Origin of the sequence: Streptomyces sp. NPDC088553 (genome assembly GCF_044752965.1) — a bacterium.
GTDB lineage: Bacteria > Actinomycetota > Actinomycetes > Streptomycetales > Streptomycetaceae > Streptomyces.
In genome coordinates this window covers 47161-61852 of record NZ_JBIVMG010000008.1, presented here as the reverse complement: position 1 = coordinate 61852, position 14692 = coordinate 47161, and the positions used below count along the sequence as shown (strand labels likewise).

The 14692-nt window shown below is 71.8% G+C and carries 16 protein-coding genes; 9 read left to right on the top strand and 7 right to left on the bottom strand.

Annotated features, from left to right (window positions below):
• The first annotated feature begins 292 nt into the window (after nucleotides 1–292).
• Complete coding sequence (locus tag ACIP8Z_RS26610; protein WP_402087644.1) at nucleotides 293–1348, top strand: serine/threonine-protein kinase; 1056 nt, start codon at nucleotides 293–295, stop codon at nucleotides 1346–1348.
• On the opposite strand, the gene ACIP8Z_RS26605 is transcribed toward ACIP8Z_RS26610, so the two are convergent.
• Nucleotides 1332–2138 (bottom strand): SGNH/GDSL hydrolase family protein, encoded by an 807-nt coding sequence (locus ACIP8Z_RS26605; RefSeq protein ID WP_402087643.1) that lies wholly within the window; start codon nucleotides 2136–2138, stop codon nucleotides 1332–1334. The genes ACIP8Z_RS26610 and ACIP8Z_RS26605 overlap by 17 nt on opposite strands.
• 672 nt (nucleotides 2139–2810) lie before the next feature.
• Here ACIP8Z_RS26605 and ACIP8Z_RS26600 point away from each other — a divergent pair.
• The 4 genes from ACIP8Z_RS26600 to ACIP8Z_RS26585 all read left to right on the top strand — a co-directional run bounded on the left by ACIP8Z_RS26600 (nucleotide 2811) and on the right by ACIP8Z_RS26585 (nucleotide 6692).
• Entirely contained in the window at nucleotides 2811–3641 is an 831-nt protein-coding gene (locus ACIP8Z_RS26600; protein ID WP_187622833.1) for a glycosyltransferase family 2 protein, read from the top strand.
• Nucleotides 3638–4669, top strand: coding sequence for a glycosyltransferase family 2 protein (locus tag ACIP8Z_RS26595; protein ID WP_402087640.1), 1032 nt, complete (start codon nucleotides 3638–3640; stop codon nucleotides 4667–4669). The genes ACIP8Z_RS26600 and ACIP8Z_RS26595 overlap by 4 nt, the downstream gene beginning before the upstream one ends.
• 56 nt (nucleotides 4670–4725) lie before the next feature.
• Nucleotides 4726–5490 carry a polysaccharide deacetylase family protein gene (locus ACIP8Z_RS26590; RefSeq protein WP_402088293.1) on the top strand — a complete coding sequence of 255 codons (765 nt, stop codon included), beginning with the start codon at nucleotides 4726–4728 and terminating at the stop codon, nucleotides 5488–5490.
• 92 nt (nucleotides 5491–5582) lie between these two features.
• Complete coding sequence (locus tag ACIP8Z_RS26585) at nucleotides 5583–6692, top strand: DUF5925 domain-containing protein (protein WP_402087638.1); 1110 nt, start codon at nucleotides 5583–5585, stop codon at nucleotides 6690–6692.
• Between the two features lie 15 nt (nucleotides 6693–6707).
• On the opposite strand, the gene ACIP8Z_RS26580 is transcribed toward ACIP8Z_RS26585, so the two are convergent.
• Nucleotides 6708–7082 carry a GntR family transcriptional regulator gene (locus tag ACIP8Z_RS26580; protein WP_402087636.1) on the bottom strand — a complete coding sequence of 125 codons (375 nt, stop codon included), beginning with the start codon at nucleotides 7080–7082 and terminating at the stop codon, nucleotides 6708–6710.
• A 74-nt stretch (nucleotides 7083–7156) separates the two neighbouring features.
• On the opposite strand from ACIP8Z_RS26580, the gene ACIP8Z_RS26575 reads away from it, so the two are divergent.
• Both ACIP8Z_RS26575 and ACIP8Z_RS26570 read left to right on the top strand, forming a co-directional pair.
• On the top strand, nucleotides 7157–8080 hold the full coding sequence (locus ACIP8Z_RS26575) for a GNAT family N-acetyltransferase (RefSeq protein WP_402087633.1): 924 nt from the start codon (nucleotides 7157–7159) through the stop codon (nucleotides 8078–8080).
• Entirely contained in the window at nucleotides 8061–8540 is a 480-nt protein-coding gene (locus ACIP8Z_RS26570; protein ID WP_319318627.1) for a DUF402 domain-containing protein, read from the top strand. Before ACIP8Z_RS26575 ends, ACIP8Z_RS26570 begins: the two co-directional genes overlap by 20 nt.
• A gap of 79 nt (nucleotides 8541–8619) precedes the next feature.
• Here the strand turns inward: ACIP8Z_RS26570 and ACIP8Z_RS26565 are convergent, their stop codons facing one another.
• The 5 genes from ACIP8Z_RS26565 to ACIP8Z_RS26545 form a co-directional block, all read right to left on the bottom strand.
• Entirely contained in the window at nucleotides 8620–9135 is a 516-nt protein-coding gene (locus ACIP8Z_RS26565) for a DUF6299 family protein (protein ID WP_402087631.1), read from the bottom strand.
• Nucleotides 9136–9212: 77 nt separating this feature from the next.
• Nucleotides 9213–9674 carry a GNAT family N-acetyltransferase gene (locus ACIP8Z_RS26560; RefSeq protein ID WP_402087628.1) on the bottom strand — a complete coding sequence of 154 codons (462 nt, stop codon included), beginning with the start codon at nucleotides 9672–9674 and terminating at the stop codon, nucleotides 9213–9215.
• Nucleotides 9671–11167, bottom strand: coding sequence for a tripartite tricarboxylate transporter permease (locus ACIP8Z_RS26555; protein WP_402087625.1), 1497 nt, complete (start codon nucleotides 11165–11167; stop codon nucleotides 9671–9673). Before ACIP8Z_RS26555 ends, ACIP8Z_RS26560 begins: the two co-directional genes overlap by 4 nt.
• Nucleotides 11168–11170: 3 nt before the next feature.
• On the bottom strand, nucleotides 11171–11620 hold the full coding sequence (locus tag ACIP8Z_RS26550; RefSeq protein WP_402088290.1) for a tripartite tricarboxylate transporter TctB family protein: 450 nt from the start codon (nucleotides 11618–11620) through the stop codon (nucleotides 11171–11173).
• 101 nt (nucleotides 11621–11721) lie between these two features.
• A complete protein-coding gene (locus tag ACIP8Z_RS26545) occupies nucleotides 11722–12705 on the bottom strand; it encodes a Bug family tripartite tricarboxylate transporter substrate binding protein (RefSeq protein WP_402087623.1) in 984 nt (327 codons plus the stop codon).
• Between the two features lie 134 nt (nucleotides 12706–12839).
• On the opposite strand from ACIP8Z_RS26545, the gene ACIP8Z_RS26540 reads away from it, so the two are divergent.
• Together ACIP8Z_RS26540 and ACIP8Z_RS26535 are read left to right on the top strand one after the other, a co-directional pair.
• Nucleotides 12840–13508: a response regulator gene (locus tag ACIP8Z_RS26540; protein ID WP_402087621.1), complete on the top strand. Its 669-nt coding sequence runs from the start codon at nucleotides 12840–12842 to the stop codon at nucleotides 13506–13508.
• Between the two features lie 159 nt (nucleotides 13509–13667).
• Nucleotides 13668–14690 (top strand): lytic polysaccharide monooxygenase, encoded by a 1023-nt coding sequence (locus ACIP8Z_RS26535; RefSeq protein WP_402087618.1) that lies wholly within the window; start codon nucleotides 13668–13670, stop codon nucleotides 14688–14690.
• Nucleotides 14691–14692: the final 2 nt, after the last annotated feature.

Below are 14692 nucleotides of genomic sequence, written 5' to 3'. Positions count from 1 at the left end.
CCCGCGGTGACACCCGTGTATCCCGGCGACGGGATCCACGGCACTCGTACGGGGGTTGACGGTCACCGTCCGAATCCGTCTGATTCCAGGGCGAGTTGGACAGGATTCGAACACCTGCCGAACCGTCACGAACCATCCTGCCCTCCGGACCCGCGTGCCCGCGCACCCGGACCGGTGTGATCTCCACCACCAAGATCGTTCCAGTCGCGCGGCGCGCGGTCCTGGCACCGCGCCGGCGACGGACCCGGGCCGGACCGGGGCCGGGAGGACACCCCTCGGCTACCGTGGATCCATGACGGTGATCGCGGGTCGTTACCGGCTTCTGGACGTGCTCGCCGAAGGGGCGACGGGCACCGTCTGGCGCGCCCTCGACGAGACGGACCGCCACGAGGTGGCCCTCAAGGAGCTCCGGGCCCCGGACGGGCTTCCGGCGGACGAGGTGCCCCTTCTGTACGCGCGGCGCGAGCGCGAGGCGCGGGCCGCCGCCCGGATCTCCCATCCCGCGGTCGTACGGGTCCTCGGCGTCGCCACGGAGGACGGCCGGCCCTGGGTCGCCATGGAGCTCGTCCGGGGCCTCAGCCTCGCCGAGACCCTTGAGGCGGCCGGGCCGCTGCCGCCGCGCGAGGCCGCCCGCGTCGGGGCGGAGGTCCTGGCCGGACTGCGGGCGGCGCGGGAGGCGGGCGTCCCGCACCGGGAAGTGGATCCGGGGCACGTCCTCCTCGCCAACGACGGACGGATCGTCATGACCGGCTTCGGTACGGCTCCGGAGGACGATCCGGGGCCGGCGGCGGAGCTGCGCGCCCTGGGAAGGCTCGTCGACGAGACGGTGTCGGCACGACCGTCGCCGCTGCCCGCGAAGGACGACCGGGCCGGGGAGCTCCGTGCTCTCGTCGAGGGGCTGTCGGACGAGGACCCTGAGCACCCCCTGACGGCGGACCAGGTCGAGCGGGAGCTGCGGCGGGTGGCGGCGGGCGGGGCGCGGCCCGCCCGGGGGGAGTCGAGCCGGGTCGAACCGGGCCGAGCCCCGGGGGGACCGTCCGCCGGAGCGTCCGCCGCTGCCACGGAGGGCGAGCCGGGTGGGCGGACCGGGAGCCCGCACGCCACCGTCTCCGCGGCGTCCGGGGGTCCGGGGCCGGAACCCCGCGGGCCGAAGTCGCCGCGTCGCGCCCATGTCCTGCTCGCCGGACTGATCGGCGCGCTGCTCATCGCGGGAGCCCTGGTGTACCACCTGGTCCGTGACGACGAGCGTGGCGCCGGGCCCGGGCCGGACGGTGTCACGAGCACCGCCCCGGCCGGCCCCGGCGCCACGGACGGCGCGGGCGGCGGTCCGGTTACACCACGTTCCTGAAGCTGGGCAGGTATCCGCCGGACTGACCGGCGGCCGTCGGGTGGTAGGACTCCCCGATGTTGAGCCAGTTGACGCTGTGCAGCCAGGAGGAGCTGGAGCAGATCTCGTGCCCGGTGAAGGACGGCACGACGCTGGAGAAGGTGTAGCCGTGGTCGGCGGCGCGCTTGGCCACGGCGGCGTTGAGGTAGTCGGAGGCTCCGTTGATGGCGCTGCGCTCGTTCTCGCTGAGGCCGGCGATACAGCTGCCGCCCAGCTGGTAGAAGCGCGGGTAGCCGAGGACGACCACGTGGGCGGCGGGTGCCTTGTTCCTGATCGCCGTGTAGACGGAGTCGAGCTTGCCGGGCAGCGTCGTGTCGACGTAGCTCTTGGCCTGATTCACTCGGCTGATGCAGGTGGCTTCGGACTGCAGCACACAGGTCGTCATGACGTCGGCGAAACCGGCGTCATTTCCCCCGATCGTGACGGAGACCAGGTCGGTGGCGGCCGAGAGCGGACCGAGCTGATTCGCGGTCACATCACCCGTTCGGGCGCCCGAGCAGGCGGTGAACGCGAAGGAGGAGGGGGCGTTCGCGTTCTTCCACAGCACCGGATACGCCTTCGTGGAGCGCTTGCAGTCGCCGCTGGCGCTGTCGTAACTCCCCGAGCCGACGCCGGAGGAGTACGAGTCACCAAGGGCCACATAGTCGAGTGCGGCGGTCTCGGCGGCCTGGGCGGCGCCCGCCCCGGTGAGGGCGAGGACGGCACCGAGCAGGAGCGAGGACGAAACGGCGGCAAAGCGGGACAGTCTCATGGAACCTCCCTTTAGCAGGATCTCTGCGCTACCAGGTAGTAGCATCGGATCCGCCGCACCGGAAGTGTTCATGTCAAAACTGGGGACGAACGTCAGCCGAGCCTCCGCCGGCGACCGTCGAGTTCCAGCCATGAACGACAGGCGGTCGGCGGGCGATCGGAAGAGAACAGGAAGCGGAAGCTCCGGTCCCGCTGAACGGTCGAACGGGAACACGACACATTCGCACAACAAAGCACAGAAGCCTGATCCCGCATCACTGTTCTCTGCATGCAAACGGATTGACCGAATCCGATCGGGACGGTTGCGCATCTGACCGTCGAAGCTTCGCCAAACTACGGAAAAGCGGGCCACAGATCAGGGACTTGCCATACAGTCCCATTCATCAATACCGTCGTACATCTCACCCGCACCGATCCATCACGCAAAGCGGCTCAGGGGAGGGCTCTAGCGTCGCTGATGGTCCCGGGGCGGGGCGCGGTAGGGGGGTGCCGTGCTCGGTGTTCGAACGTGCGACGCCGAGTCGCGGGTACCGCGCGGCCAGACATGCCAACTCGCCGATCCCGCAAGGTGATCGTTCTGTGCGGGATGGCGAGAACCCCCCTTTCGAACCGGACACACCATCGGGCCGCCCAAGGGGTGGGCGGCCCACCGGACGAGAGGGAAACCAGACCCATGAGCTCGTTCCTGCGCCCATCCGTCTCGGGCCAAGAATTGACCGAGCCGAGTCGAATAGCCGCCCAGTACCGGGCGATCACCTCACATCTGGCGATCACTCCGCCGGTGAGCGTTGTCATTCCCGCGATGAACGAAGCCGAAAATCTTCCGTACGTGTTCAAGACACTGCCGGAATGGATTCACGAAGTCGTCCTCGTCGACGGAAATTCCACGGACAACACGGTGGACGTCGCCCGTGAACTGCGGCCGGACGTCAAGGTGGTCAAGCAGGTCGGCAAGGGCAAGGGCGACGCGCTGATCAGCGGCTTCGCGGCCTGCACCGGCGACATCATCGTGATGGTCGACGCGGACGGCTCGGCGGACGGCCAGGAGATCGTCTCGTACGTCTCCGCCCTCGTCGGCGGTGCCGATTTCGCGAAGGGCTCCCGTTTCGCCAACGGCGGCGGCACGGACGACATGACGACCATTCGCAGACTGGGCAACTGGGCCCTCTGCTCGCTCGTCAACCGCAAGTTCGGCGCCCGGTACACCGACCTCTGCTACGGCTACAACGCCTTCTGGCGGCACTGCCTCGACAAGATCACCCTCGACTGCACCGGCTTCGAGATCGAGACCCTCATCAACATCAGGGTCGTCACGGCCGGCCTCAAGGTGCAGGAAGTCCCGAGCCACGAATACAACCGCATCCACGGCGTCAGCAACCTCAACGCCGTGCGCGACGGCATCCGGGTCCTGAAGGTCATCCTCAAGGAGAAGGCCGTCAGCAAGGCCGCCCGCCGTCGGCCGGCCCCGTTCTCGGTCAACGTCCCCCGGGGAGAGGCGTCTTGAACGACCGCACGTCCCCGCACGGCTTCTCGGTGGTGATCTGCGTCTACACGGAAGAGCGGTGGGAGGACATCCTCGCCGCCGTCGACTCCGTACGGAAGCAGTCACTGCCCGCCCTGGAGACCCTGCTCGTGGTCGACCACAACGAGCGGCTCCTCTCCCGGCTGACCGAGGAGTACGCGGAACAGCGGCTGACCGAGGAGGTGCGGGTGCTCGCCAACGCGGGCCCCCGCGGCCTCTCCGCCGGCCGCAACACCGGAATCGCCGCCGCCCGCGGCGAGTTCGTGGCCTTCCTCGACGACGACGCCGTCGCCGAGCGGGATTGGCTCCACCACTTCTCGGCGGCCTACGACGACCCGCGCGTCATGGCCGTCGGCGGCCGGACGCTGCCCTCCTGGGCCTCCGGCCGCCGCCCGGCCTGGTTCCCCGAGGAGTTCGACTGGGTCGTCGGCTGTACGTACCTGGGCCTGCCCCCGGGCCGCGTCCCGGTGCGCAACGTGCTCGGCGGCAACGCCTCCTTCCGCCGTACGGCCTTCGACGCGGCCGGCGGATTCGCCACCGGCATCGGGCGGGACGGCGACCGGCGGCCCCTCGGCGGCGAGGAGACCGAGCTGTGCATCCGGCTCTCCAAGGCACTGCCCGAGGCGATCATCCTCATCGACGACCGGGCCGTCATCCACCACAAGGTGCCCGCCGTCCGCGAGCGCTTCGGCTACTTCCGCACCCGGGTCTACGCCGAGGGACTCTCGAAGGCGCTCGTCGCCCGCAGCGTCGGCGCGCAGAAGGGCCTGGAGTCCGAACGGCGCTACACGACACGGGTGTTGCCCGCCGGCGTCCTGCGCGGCATGCGCGACGCACTGCGCGGGCGCTCCGGCGGCGCGGGCCGCGCCGGGGCGATCGTCACCGGGGTGACGGTCGCGGCCGGCGGCTACGCGCTGGGGACGCTGCGGGCCCGGCGGAGCGGAACGACGTTCTCCTGGGGTCCGATCGAGCGCCACGACGCCGTGGCCTCCGAGGGAGGTGTCCGGTGACGGACAGCACCGCCGACACCGCCGGCACCAGCGCCGCCGTGCCCGTCCCCATCCTCATGTACCACGCCGTCGACCCCGCCCCCGCTCCCGCGACCCTCGGGCTCTCCGTCACCCCCGAGGCCTTCGCGACGCAGATGGACGTGGTCGCCGAGCGGGGCTTCACCCCGCTGACCACCGCCGCGCTCGCCGCCGCCTGGCGCACCGGCGGCCCGCTGCCCGCGCGGCCGCTCCTCGTCACCTTCGACGACGGGTACGAGGGCGTCCACCGGCACGCCCTCCCCGTGCTCGCCAAGCACTCCTTCGCGAGCACCGTCTTCGTCTCCACCGGCTGGCTGCGCGGCCCGCACGACACGGGCGGCGCGCTCGACACCATGCTCGACTGGGCGCAGGTGCGGGAACTCGCCGACGCCGGCACGGAGATCGGCGGGCACAGCCACACCCACCCCCAGCTGGACCAACTCGACGCGGAGCGGCTCCGGTTCGAGACGCTGCGCTGCCGGGAGATCGTCGGCGAGGAGCTGGGGACGGCGCCGGTCTCCTTCGCGTACCCGTACGGATACTCCAGCCGCCGGGTCCGCCGTACGGTCCGGGAGGCCGGCTTCACCCAGGCGCTCGCCGTCGGCAACGCGCTGGCCAGACGCCGCCAGGGGCCGTACGCCCTGGAGCGGGTGACCGTGCGCCGGTCCACCGGCGTCGAGGAGTTCACGCGGCTCGTGGAGGGGCGGGCGATCGCCCGTACCTTCGCCGCTGACCGCGTCATGACGAAGGGGTACGCGCTCGCGCGGCGCGCCCGGGGCGCGGCGCGGGGTCACTGGATCTGAGCCCCAGGTCCGGCTCCGGGAGCCGGACGTCCGCGGAATCGTCCCGTTCAAAACCCGGTGCACGGAATGCCCGGTTGCCCGATCATGGGCCCATGGCTGACACCCCACCGGTACCGTCCGAACCGCAGCGGTCGCTGCCGATCCGGCTCACCCTCGACGACAGCGACTCGCCCGCCGACGTCGTGGACGCGCTGTTCCTCGGCCGCTTCGCGACCGGGGAACAGCCGCACGCGCACAGCACCACCGTGGACCGGGTCAGGCCCGAGGCGACCCTCCTCCCCGTCGGCGCCACCGTGCTGCGGGCCGCGAAGGACGACGACCGCAGCGCCGTGCTCGCCGAGGGCGAGGGATGGACGCTGCTGATCTCCCGCTGGAACCGGGGTGCCGACGTCACCGTCACGGCCACCGACGCCGACCTCGCCGAGCGGGTCCTGAAGGAGGCGACCGACGGGGCGAAGGACGAGCCGGAACCCCAGCCGGAGAACGTGACGATGGGGTTCTGGTACGTGTCCCCGCGCCGCGGCCCGCACCGGACGACCCGGCAGATCAGCGCCGGGACCTGGGACGAGGTCCGGCCCAACTACTCGGCGCCGGTGGCCGAGTCGATGGACCGGCTGATGAGGGTGACACCCGAGTCGATCTCGGGCCGCCTCCTGCTGCTGCACGGCCCGCCCGGCACGGGCAAGACGTCCGCGCTGCGCACCCTGGCCCGGTCCTGGCGGGACTGGTGCCAGGTGGACTGCGTCCTCGATCCGGAGCGGCTCTTCAACGACGTCGGCTATCTGATGGACATCGCCATCGGGGAGGACGAGGGCACGGCGAAGGGGCGCTGGCGGCTGCTGCTCCTGGAGGACTGCGACGAGCTGATCCGGGGCGAGGCGAAGCACACGGCGGGGCAGGCCCTGTCGCGGCTGCTCAACCTGACGGACGGTCTGCTCGGCCAGGGGCGCAACGTCCTCGTCGGCGTCACCACCAACGAGGACCTGGAGCGGCTCCACCCGGCCGTGGTCCGGCCGGGCCGCTGCCTGGCCCGCATCGAGGTGGGCCCGCTGAGCCGGGCCGAGTCCGTGGAGTGGCTCGGGCGCGCGGACGACGTGCCGCGCGAGGGCGCGACGCTGGCGGAGCTGTTCGCCCTGCGGCGCGGCACGCCCCCGGCGGAACTCCCGGAACCCCGCACGGCGGGGGCGGGGATGTACCTGTAGTCCCTCGCGTCGGGGTCAGCTGTCGTAGGCCGCGCGCAGGGCCTCGTTCATCGCGGCCTCCGCCGCCTCGCGGCTCAGACCGAGCCGCCGGGCCTCCTCCGCGTACTGGGCGGCGGCGGTGGCGGCCCGGCGGGTGGCCGCGTCGCCCGCGGCGGCGACGAAGGTGCCGTGACGCCCGCGCGTCTCGATCACCCCGTCCGCCTCCAGCGCCTTGTACGCCTTGGCGACCGTGTTCGCGGCGAGGCCCAGCTGCTCCGCGAGTCCTCGTACCGTCGGCAGCTTGTATCCGACCGGCAGTCTGCCCGACCGGGCCCGCTCCGAGATCTGGGCACGCAGTTGTTCGTACGGAGCGGTGGTGGATCCGTGGTCCACGGCGATGGTGAGTGTCACCCCGCCGATTCTGCCCCCACCCCACCGGAAAATGGGAGGCGGCGGTGCGACCCGTGCCCGTAGCGTGCGACCCCATGACTGTGATCGTCCGTGATGTACACGCCGAGGACGCCGCGGGTTTCGCCCAGGTGCGCCGGGCGGCCCTCCCCTACATGCTCTCCACCGCCGAGCAACTCGTCTTCGACTGGGCGCACGCACATCCCGACAGCCACTACCGCCCGCTCGTCGCCGTGACCGAGTCCGGCCGGATCGTCGGAACCGCCCAGGTCGGCATCGCGTACGACGCGGCGGAGCCCGGGATCGGCTACGCGAACGTGTACGTGGACCCCGCGTACCTGGGGCAAGGCGCGGGGACGCTGCTGTTGCGCGCCGCCGAGGAGCACCTGGCCGAGCGGGGCGCGCGGACCCTGTACAGCTGGGTCCTGGACGCGCCGGAGAACCTCGCCTGGGCCCAGCGGCGGGGGTACTCCCCCAGCCGTTCCGCGTACTTCCTCCGGCTCGACCTCACCACCGCCGAACTGCCGCCGCTCCAGGCTCCGCCGGCCGGTGTCGAGCTGCTGACGGCCGAGGACTTCGCGGCCGACCCCCGGCCGCTGTTCGAGCTGGACGCGCTGACGACGGCCGACGAGCCGGGCGACGTGAGCGCGGAGCTCGACGACTACGCGCACTGGCTGGCGACCCTCTGGGAGCACCCGCTCTTCGACCGGGCGCTGACGACGGTCGCGGTGGTGGACGGCGTACCGGCGGCGTTCAGCGCGGCGCAGACGGACGGTCTCGGCCGGTACAACTCGGGAATGACGGGCACCGGTCCCGGCTTCCGGGGCCGCGGGCTCGCGAAGCTCGCCAAGAACACGTCGCTGCACCGGGCCCGCGCCGCGGGCTGCACGGAGGCGTTCACCGGGAACGACACCGGGAACGAGCCGATGCTGGCGATCAACAAGTGGTTCGGTTACGAGGTCGGAGCGCGGGAGGTACGGCATGTCCGGACGATCGGTTGAGGTCACCCTGACGAAGGCGGGCCGGACGAAGATCCGCTACCCGGCGGAGGTGCTCACGGAGGACGGTGCCCGGCTCTCGGTGCGTGCCCCGTGGGCGGCCGAGGGGGTACGGGACTTCGGTTTCGTGCGGTTCGAGCCGGGCGACGTCTTCGTGGAGCACTACTGGCGCGACCGCTGGTTCACGGTCAAGGAGGTGTGGTCCGCCGACGGCGCGCTCAAGGGCTGGTACTGCGACATCACCCGGCCGGCCGTGATCGACGGCTCCGGGGTGGTGATCGAGGACCTGGACCTGGACCTGTGGGTGTCGGCGGACGGCAGCGAGGTGCTGCGGCTCGACGAGGACGAATTCGCGGCGAGCGGGCTCACCGCCTCCGATCCGGAGGCGGCGGCGTGCGCCGTGGTCGCCCTCGACGAGCTGGAGGTCCTGGGGCGCGAGGGCCTGATCGAGCTGCTGCGCTAGCGCGGAGGTGCGGCGCGGCGGCCGGACGTCCGCGCGTCCGCAGGTCCGCGCGTCCGCAGGTCCGCGCGTCCGCGCGTCGTCAGCGGAGTTCGACGGCCGCGTCCTCGGCGGCGAGGAAGCCGGGCGTCGGCAGGCCCGTCTCGCCGGCCGTGAGCTGCATCAGGGTGGCGCGCACCCTGGCGGCGCCCGGCCGGTAGGCGGGGTCCTTCACGACGGAGGTGTTGACCCACTCGTGGAGGTGTCCGTCGCAGACGGCCTGGGTGCCGCCGATCCCGGCGGAACGGTTCCCCTGGACGAGGGTGGAGCTGACGAAGACGGGGCCGGCGCTGTCGTCCAGGCAGCGGTACATGCCGGAGAGCGTCACCGTGCTGTCGTCGCCGACGGTTCCGTAGCCGTAGACGGAGAGGTCGTCGGCCGCGCGGTTGCCGGGCGCCTGACCGTTCAGGACGGGGTTGTTCAGGACCGGGTTGTTCAGGAGGGGGCCGTCGAGGGCGGGCCCGGCGGAGAGGCCGTCGGCCCCTCCCGCGTGGGCGAGAGGGGCGACGGCGGCGGAGGCGAGCAGGACGCCTGCGGCGAGGACGAGTCGGACGCGCATGAGCGTGGGTCCCTTCGGGGTGGGGGGAAGGTACTGCCCGCCAGGGATACCGGATCCGGCCTCCAGTTGGCCGAAACTCACCCTATTGGGGGCGAGTTGAGCAACTTTCGGTAGTGAATACGGTCGTACGGTCCGTCCACGCGCCGCTCGACGACCTCGTAGCCGTACCGCTCGTAGAGCTTCTGGTTCTCCCACATCATCGCGTCGGTCAGCAGCCTGACCTCCGGAAGCCCGAGCTCGCGCGCCCGGGACTCCACGAAGCCGAGCAGCCGCCGGCCCAGGCCGGTGCCCTGGGCGTCGGGGTGGACGGCGATGTTGTCGAGATAGAGGTGGTCGGCCTCGGTCCTGAGGACCACCAGGCCGACCACCGGGTCACCGGCGACGAACACCCTCCCGGCGGCCACGTCCGCCGCGTGGTCCGCCTCCATCGGGGCCGGTACGAGACCGATGCGGTCGATGTAGTGGTGATAGGCCGCGTCGGTCACGGCCTTCACCCTCGGCACGTCGGTGCTCACCGCGAGACGCATGTCCTCTGTCATGCCGCCACGTTACGACGCCGGACCACCACCTTCCTCAGCAGCGGCCAGGTGAGCAGGAGGACGACGACCGCGTACACGGTGATCGAGAACGGCGTGTTCACCAGACCGGTCACCGAACCGTCGCTGATCTGCAGGGCGCGGCGCAGCTGCTGTTCGGCGGCCGGGCCGAGGATGACCCCGATGACGGCCGGCAGGACCGGGAGGCCGTACCTCCGCATGCCGAGTCCGATCAGGCCGATGACCAGCAGGATGACCAGGTCGAGGGCCTCGCCGCCCACCGCGTACGCGCCGACGGCGGCGAAGAAGAGGATGCCGGCGTAGAGGTACGGGCGCGGGATGCGCAGCAGCTTGGCCCAGACGGGGGCGAGCGGCAGATTGAGCGCGAGCAGCAGCACCATGCCGACGAACAGCGAGGCGATGAGCCCCCACACCAGGTCGGGCTCCCGCTCGAAGAGCAGCGGGCCGGGCTGGATGCCGTACTGCTGGAACGCGGCCAGCATCACGGCGGCGACGGCCGTCGTCGGCAGTCCGAGGGTCAGCATCGAGACGAGCGTCCCGGCCGCCGAGGCCGAGGCCGCCGACTCGGGTCCGGCCACGCCCTCGATGGCGCCCTTGCCGAACTGCTCCTGGTGCTTCGAGAGCCGCTTCTCCGTCACGTACGACAGGAAGGTCGGGATCTCCGCGCCGCCGGCCGGGATCGCGCCGAACGGGAAGCCGATGAGGGGGCCGCGCAGCCAGGACTTCCAGGTGCGCCTCACATCGTCCCCGCCCAGCCAGGGGCGGCCGACCGGGATGGCCTCCCCCGCCGTGCGGCGCAGGTGCGCCGCGACCCAGAGGGCCTCGCCGATGGCGAAGAGGCCGACCGCGACGATGACGACGTCGACGCCGTCGGCGAGCTGGAGCGAACCGAAGGTGAGGCGCTGCTGCCCGGTCATCTGGTCGAGTCCGACCAGACCGATCGTGAGGCCGATGAGGAGGGAGGCGAGACCGCGGATGCGGGAGGAGCCGAGGACCGAGGTCACCGCGATGAAGGCGAGGACCATCAGGGCGAGGTAGTCGGGGGCGCCGATGTCGACGGCGAGCGCGGCGACCGCCGGGGCGAGGACGACGAGCAGGATCGTGCCGATCATGCCGCCGGCGAAGTGGCCGATGGCGGCCGCGGCGAGCGCCTGCGCGCCCCGGCCCGCCTTGGCCATCGGATTGCCCTCGATGGCGGCGACGACGGCCGCGCTCTCCCCGGGGGTGTTGAGGAGGATCGAGGTGGTGGAGCCGCCGAACATCGCGCCGTAGTAGATGCCGGCGAACATGATGAACGCGCCGGTCGGTTCGAGGCCGTACGTCACCGGGAGCAGCAGGGCCACGGCCATGGCGGGGCCGATGCCGGGCAGGACGCCGATGGCGGTGCCGAGGAGCACGCCGATGGCGGCCCACAGCAGGTTCATCGGGGTGAGGGCGGTGCCGAAGCCGTCGATGAGGGAGTTCAGGGAATCCATGGGTCAGATCACTCCCATCAGCGGACCGCCGGGCAGCGGGACGCCGAGCAGCTTGTCGAAGACGGCGTAGGTCAGGAGCGAGAGGGCGGCCGCGATCAGCGGGTCGCGGTGGAAGTGGCGGCTGCCGAGGGCGTACGCCGCGCCCCAGAAGAGGAGCGCTCCGGCGACGGGGAAGCCGACGGGGCCGATGAGGACGGCGAAGGCGAGGAAGACACCGGCGAGGAGCAGGACCGTGCGCCAGTCGGCGGGCTCCGTCAGATCGACGTCCTCTCCGGCCTCGGCCTCGCCGCGGCCGCCGCGCAGGACGTCGACGGAGAGGAGGACGGCGACGACGAGCAGTCCGCAGCCGACGACGAGGGGGACGGTGGCGGGGCCGACGGGGCCGCGTCCCGCGAGGTCGGCCCGGAGGGTGAGGGCGTCGGTGAGGACGAGCACGCCGAGGACGAACAGCAGGACGCCGACGCCGAGTTCGGAACGCTCCCGCCACCAGGAGGCGAGGTCGCCGCTCGTGCCGCTCTTGTCGTTCGCAGTCGGGACGGACTCGGATTCGGTGCTCACAGTCCGAGCTCCTTCAGTACGGAACCGACGCGGCGGTCCTGCTCGGCGAGGAAGGTGCCGAACTCCTCGCCGGGCAGGAAGGCGTCGTTCCAGCCGTGGGTCTTCAGCGACTCGCGCCACTGCGGGGAGTCGTGCAGCTCGGTCACCAGGGTGACGAGCTTCTCGCGCTCGGCGTCGGAGAGGCCGGGCGGGGCGACGATGCCGCGCCAGTTGGTGAACTCGGTGTCGAGACCGGCCTCGCGGAGGGTGGGGGCGTCGAGTCCTGGGACGCGCTTCGCGCCGGTCACGGCGAGGAGCCGCAGCTCCCCGGCCTTGATCTGGTCGAGGTACTCGCCGACGCCGGAGACGCCGAAGGCGACCTTGTCGCCGAGGATGGAGGCGAGGAGCTCGCCGCCGCCGTCGAAGGGGACGTAGTTGACGTCCTTGGGGGCGATGCCGGCGGCCTGGGCCATCAGCATCGGGGCGAGGTGGTCGGGGCCGCCGGGCGAGGAGCCGCCGCCGACGGGCAGCTTGCCGGGGTTCTTCCTCCAGGCGGTGAGCAGCTCGTCGATGGTCTTGTACGGGGAGTCCTTGCCGACCACGACGATGTCCTGCTCCTCGGTGAGCCGGGCGATCGGGGTGGTGTCGGCGAGGGTTCTGGGGGTCTCGTTGGTGTGGACGGCGCCGACGACGCCGAGGCCCATGGACATGGCGAGCCGGCCGTTGCCGCGTTCGCCGACGAGCCGGGTGAGGCCGACGGTGCCGCCCGCGCCGGGCAGGTTGAAGACCTCGATGTCGCCGGTGAGGTCCGCCTCCTCGGCGTTCTTGGCGGCGGTGCGGGCGGTGATGTCGTAACCGCCGCCGGGAGTGTTGGGGACCATGAGACGCAGGCCGGGTATCCGGGTGCCGGTGTCGGAGCCGCTGCCGGGACTGAGCAACGGCGGACCCAGCAGCACCAGGAGAGCGGCCCCGAGGAGGGCGAAGGGGGTGCGCAACCGCATGTGTGCCGCCTCTCAGCTGTAGGGGAAAGGGGATGTGAGGTGGCCCACATGTTGCCCGCGCGTTAAGAAGCTGTCTCTCTTCCGCAATCAACGGACGTTGTGGTCGTTGTGGTCGGGACCTAGCGTGGGTCGTCGTGACGAACGTGCTGGTGGTGGACGACGACTTCATGGTCGCCAAGCTGCACTGCCGCTATGTGTCGGCGGTGGCGGGCTTCACGGTGTCCGGGGTCGCGCACAGCGGCGCCGAGGCGCTGCGCGCGGCCGAGCGGCTCAGGCCCGACCTGGTGCTCCTCGACGTGTTCCTGCCGGACATGGACGGCATCCAGGTGCTGCGGGAGCTGCGCGCGGCGGGCCTGGGCACGGACGCGCTCTTCATCACGGCGGCCCGGGACGTGGGCACGATCCGCGAGGCGCTGCGGGCGGGGGCGCTGCACTATCTGATCAAGCCGTTCAGCCAGGCGGCGCTGCACGAGCAGCTCCGCCACGTGGCCTCGCTGCGCAGCCGCCTCGACGAACTCGACGAGGCCCGCCAGGAGGACGTCGACCAGATCTTCGGCACCCGCCCCCGCGGCTCCCGGGAACTCCCGAAGGGCCTCGCCGCCCACACGGCCGACCTGGTCGACTCCGTCCTCCGCGCCCACCCGGAGGGCCTCTCGGCCACGGAATGCGCGGAAGCCGGCTCCCTGTCCCGGGTGAGCGCCCGCCGCTACCTGGAGTACTTCGCGGAGACGGGCCGGGCGGAGATCACACTGCGGTACGGGGGGACGGGGCGACCGGAGCGGCGGTACCGGCGGTTGGGGTGACGCCTTCGGCGCCGGAGGTTCCTCAGCCGCCGCTTAGAGCTTCCTTAAAGCGGTCCTAAGGATCGTCGTCTCCGGCTCTCCGGCGGGTTTTTCGGGGATCCGGGCGGCTAGCTTTCTGGGCATCCCCCCACCTCACCCTCGTGAAGGAGCTGTCCCCCCATGACTTCTCGCCGTACCGCCGCCGTCACCGCCACCGCGGTTCTGGCTCTCTCCGGGGTCGCCTCGGCGCCCGCGTTCGCGCATGGGTCGATGACCGATCCGGTGAGCCGGGTCTCGGCCTGTTACGCGGAGGGGCCCGAGTCGCCGAAGTCGGCGGCCTGCAAGGCGGCCGTGGCGGCGAGCGGGACGCAGGCGTTCTACGACTGGAACGCGGTGAACATCGCCAACGCCGCCGGGAAGCACCGTGAGCTGATCCCGGACGGCAAGCTGTGCAGCGCGGGGAACGACAAGTACCGGGGGCTCGACCTCGCGCGGGCCGACTGGCCGGCGAGTCCGATGACCTCCGGGGCGCACACCTTCCGGTACAAGGGGACCGCGCCGCACCGGGGTTCGTTCGCGCTGTACGTGACGAAGGACGGGTACGACCCGTCGAAGCCGCTGAAGTGGTCGGACCTGGAGGACAAGCCGTTCGCCACGGTGACCGACCCGCGGATGGAGAGCGGCGACTACGTCTTCCAGGGCACGGTGCCGAACAAGTCCGGCCGCCACCTGATCTACTCGGTCTGGCAGCGCTCCGACTCCCCCGAGGCCTTCTACACCTGCTCGGACGTGGTGTTCGGGAAGGACAGCGGCGGCGGTACGGCCCCGGCGCCGACCGCCTCCGCACCGAGCGACGAGCAGATCGAGGACGGTCAGGACGAGTCCTCGGTCGAGCACGGCGGGCACGGGGACGCCGACGCCTCCACGGGCGCGGAGGAGACCGCGGCCGCCCCCGAGCCGAGCCAGGAGGCGAGTCACGGGGCGGGGCACGAGACGAAGACCGCCCCTGACGGCGAGGCTTCCTCCGCCGCGCCCAACGCGCCCGCTCCCGCCGCCGGTTCGGGCTCCGGTTCCGGTGAGGTGCTCGCCGAGACCGGTGGCGACGCCACCACCCCGTATCTCGCGGTCGGTGGCGCCGCCGTGCTCGCGGTCGGCGCGGCCGTGCTCTTCGGGTCGACGCGCCGGCGGCGTACCCAGGGCTAGAG

Bases quoted from the DNA above. Each gene is read 5' to 3' on its own strand.
- ACIP8Z_RS26560 (WP_402087628.1), bottom strand. From the start codon at position 9,674: ATGACAGAGGACATGCGTCTCGCGGTGAGCACCGACGTGCCGAGGGTG.
- ACIP8Z_RS26535 (WP_402087618.1), top strand. From the start codon at position 13,668: ATGACTTCTCGCCGTACCGCCGCCGTCACCGCCACCGCGGTTCTGGCT.
- ACIP8Z_RS26565 (WP_402087631.1), bottom strand. From the start codon at position 9,135: ATGCGCGTCCGACTCGTCCTCGCCGCAGGCGTCCTGCTCGCCTCCGCC.
- ACIP8Z_RS26570 (WP_319318627.1), top strand. From the start codon at position 8,061: ATGTCCGGACGATCGGTTGAGGTCACCCTGACGAAGGCGGGCCGGACG.
- ACIP8Z_RS26590 (WP_402088293.1), top strand. From the start codon at position 4,726: ATGTACCACGCCGTCGACCCCGCCCCCGCTCCCGCGACCCTCGGGCTC.
- ACIP8Z_RS26585 (WP_402087638.1), top strand. From the start codon at position 5,583: ATGGCTGACACCCCACCGGTACCGTCCGAACCGCAGCGGTCGCTGCCG.
- ACIP8Z_RS26575 (WP_402087633.1), top strand. From the start codon at position 7,157: ATGACTGTGATCGTCCGTGATGTACACGCCGAGGACGCCGCGGGTTTC.
- ACIP8Z_RS26545 (WP_402087623.1), bottom strand. From the start codon at position 12,705: ATGCGGTTGCGCACCCCCTTCGCCCTCCTCGGGGCCGCTCTCCTGGTG.
- ACIP8Z_RS26610 (WP_402087644.1), top strand. From the start codon at position 293: ATGACGGTGATCGCGGGTCGTTACCGGCTTCTGGACGTGCTCGCCGAA.
- ACIP8Z_RS26600 (WP_187622833.1), top strand. From the start codon at position 2,811: ATGAGCTCGTTCCTGCGCCCATCCGTCTCGGGCCAAGAATTGACCGAG.
- ACIP8Z_RS26605 (WP_402087643.1), bottom strand. From the start codon at position 2,138: ATGAGACTGTCCCGCTTTGCCGCCGTTTCGTCCTCGCTCCTGCTCGGT.
- ACIP8Z_RS26555 (WP_402087625.1), bottom strand. From the start codon at position 11,167: ATGGATTCCCTGAACTCCCTCATCGACGGCTTCGGCACCGCCCTCACC.